The organism is Methylobacterium sp. B1 (assembly GCF_000333255.1).
GTDB classification, from domain to species: Bacteria; Pseudomonadota; Alphaproteobacteria; order Rhizobiales; family Beijerinckiaceae; genus Methylobacterium; species Methylobacterium fujisawaense.
The window spans coordinates 1-1,750 of sequence record NZ_BACT01000181.1; the positions used below are offsets into that span (position 1 = coordinate 1).

The following is a 1,750-nucleotide window of genomic DNA, read 5'->3' on the forward strand; positions in this document are numbered from 1 at the left end:
CCCGGCTGGGCGCGCCGCAAGAAAAAGCCCGGCCGCTTGCGCGGGCCGGGCTCTTTCACAACCGATGTGACGTCGCTCAGGCGGCGGGAGCCGGGCTGACCGGGGTCTGACCCGAGGCGTTGGCGCCCTGAGCCGGCGCAGCGGACGGCGACGGGAAGCCGGGACGACGGCTGCCGGCGGGGAAACGGGGCTTCGGCTTCGGCGCGGCGATCAGGCCCTCGCGGATAGCGGTCTTGCGAGCCTGCTTGCGGGCGCGGCGCACGGCCTCCGCCTTCTCGCGGGCCTTGCGCACGGACGGCTTCTCATAAGCCTTGCGCTGCTTCATCTCGCGGAAGATGCCCTCGCGCTGCATCTTCTTCTTGAGGACGCGGAGCGCTTGATCGACGTTGTTGTCGCGAACGAGTACCTGCAACGGACTTGATCCTCTGGACCTGAAGTTCTGGGTTCACGCGGCCCGCCGCCGATCTGGAAACCGGCAACGTCCCTCGCCCGGGATGAACCCGAGGGGGACGGGAACGTCGGTTTCCGAATCGGCGTGGAGCTCACGCCTTGACGGGGCTATTACACCAAGCGCGCACCAGTTCCAACCTGCCCGCGCGATCCATCTGCGTCTGCGCCGTGCTAGGTTGCGCGGATGAGACACGACGACTCGCAGCAATTCGCCAGCGACAACTATTCCGGCATCTGCCCGGAAGCCTGGGGAGCCATGGAGGCGGCCAATCGCGGCCACGCCCCGGCCTATGGCGAGGATGCCTGGACGGCCAAGGCGGCGGACGCGTTCCGGGACCTGTTCGAGACCGAATGCGAGGTGTTCTTCGCCTTCAACGGCACCGCCGCCAACGCCTTGGCCCTGGCCGCGCTGTGCCAATCCTACCACAGCGTGATCTGCGCCGATTCGGCCCATGTGGAGACCGACGAGTGCGGCGCGCCGGAATTCTTCTCCAACGGCTCCAAGCTGCTCACCGTCCGGACCGAGGGCGGCAAGCTCACGCCGGAGGCGATCCGCGGGCTCGCCCAGAACCGCAGCGACATCCACTTTCCGCGGCCTCGGGTGGTGACGATCACGCAGCCCACCGAGACGGGACAGGTCTACAGCCTCGCCGAGCTGCGGGCGCTGTCGGCGACCTGCCGCGAGCTGGGGCTCGCCCTGCACATGGATGGGTCTCGCTTCGCCAATGCCTGCGCGAGTCTGGGCTGCAGCCCGGCCGACATGACGTGGCGGTCGGGTGTCGATGTCCTGTGCTTCGGCGGGACCAAGAACGGCATGCATGCCGGCGAGGCGGTGGTGTTCTTCGACCGCAAGCTCGCCGAGGATTTCGGCTACCGGTGCAAGCAGGCCGGCCAGCTCGCGTCGAAGATGCGCTTCCTCGCCGCCCCCTGGGTCGGCATGCTGGAGAGCGGCGCGTGGCTGAGGAATGCGGCCCACGGCAATGCCTGCGCCCGGCACTTCGCCGACTCCGTCGCCGGGCTGCCGGGGGTGCGGGCGCTGTTTCCCGTGGAGGCGAACGCCGTCTTCCTGACGATGCCGGCCGCCACCATGGAGGGCCTGCGCGCCCGGGGCTGGCGGTTCTACACCTTCATCGGCGGCGGGGCGCGCTTCATGTTCGCCTGGGATGCCCGCCCCGAGCGGGTGGACGAGCTGGTCCGGGACCTGCGCACGCTGGCCGCCGCGGCGGCCTGACGGGGTGGACATGGGAGTGCCGAGCCGCCCCCACGACGGTGTTTCCCACGCTGGTGTCGGGTTTTCCTG

General features: G+C 69.5%; 2 protein-coding genes. One reads left to right on the top strand and one right to left on the bottom strand.

Going from position 1 to position 1,750, the window contains the following annotated elements; all coding sequences use genetic code 11:
• Positions 1-76 precede the first annotated feature (76 nt).
• The gene (rpsU, locus tag I53_RS04910; RefSeq protein ID WP_043347323.1) at positions 77-412 is read right to left on the bottom strand and encodes a 30S ribosomal protein S21; all 336 of its coding nucleotides are present in this window, start codon (positions 410-412) and stop codon (positions 77-79) included.
• A 222-nt stretch (positions 413-634) separates the two neighbouring features.
• Here rpsU and I53_RS04915 point away from each other — a divergent pair, with 222 nt between their 5' ends.
• Positions 635-1,681, top strand: coding sequence for a low specificity L-threonine aldolase (locus I53_RS04915; protein WP_043347325.1), 1,047 nt, complete (start codon positions 635-637; stop codon positions 1,679-1,681).
• The last annotated feature ends 69 nt before the right edge of the window (positions 1,682-1,750 follow it).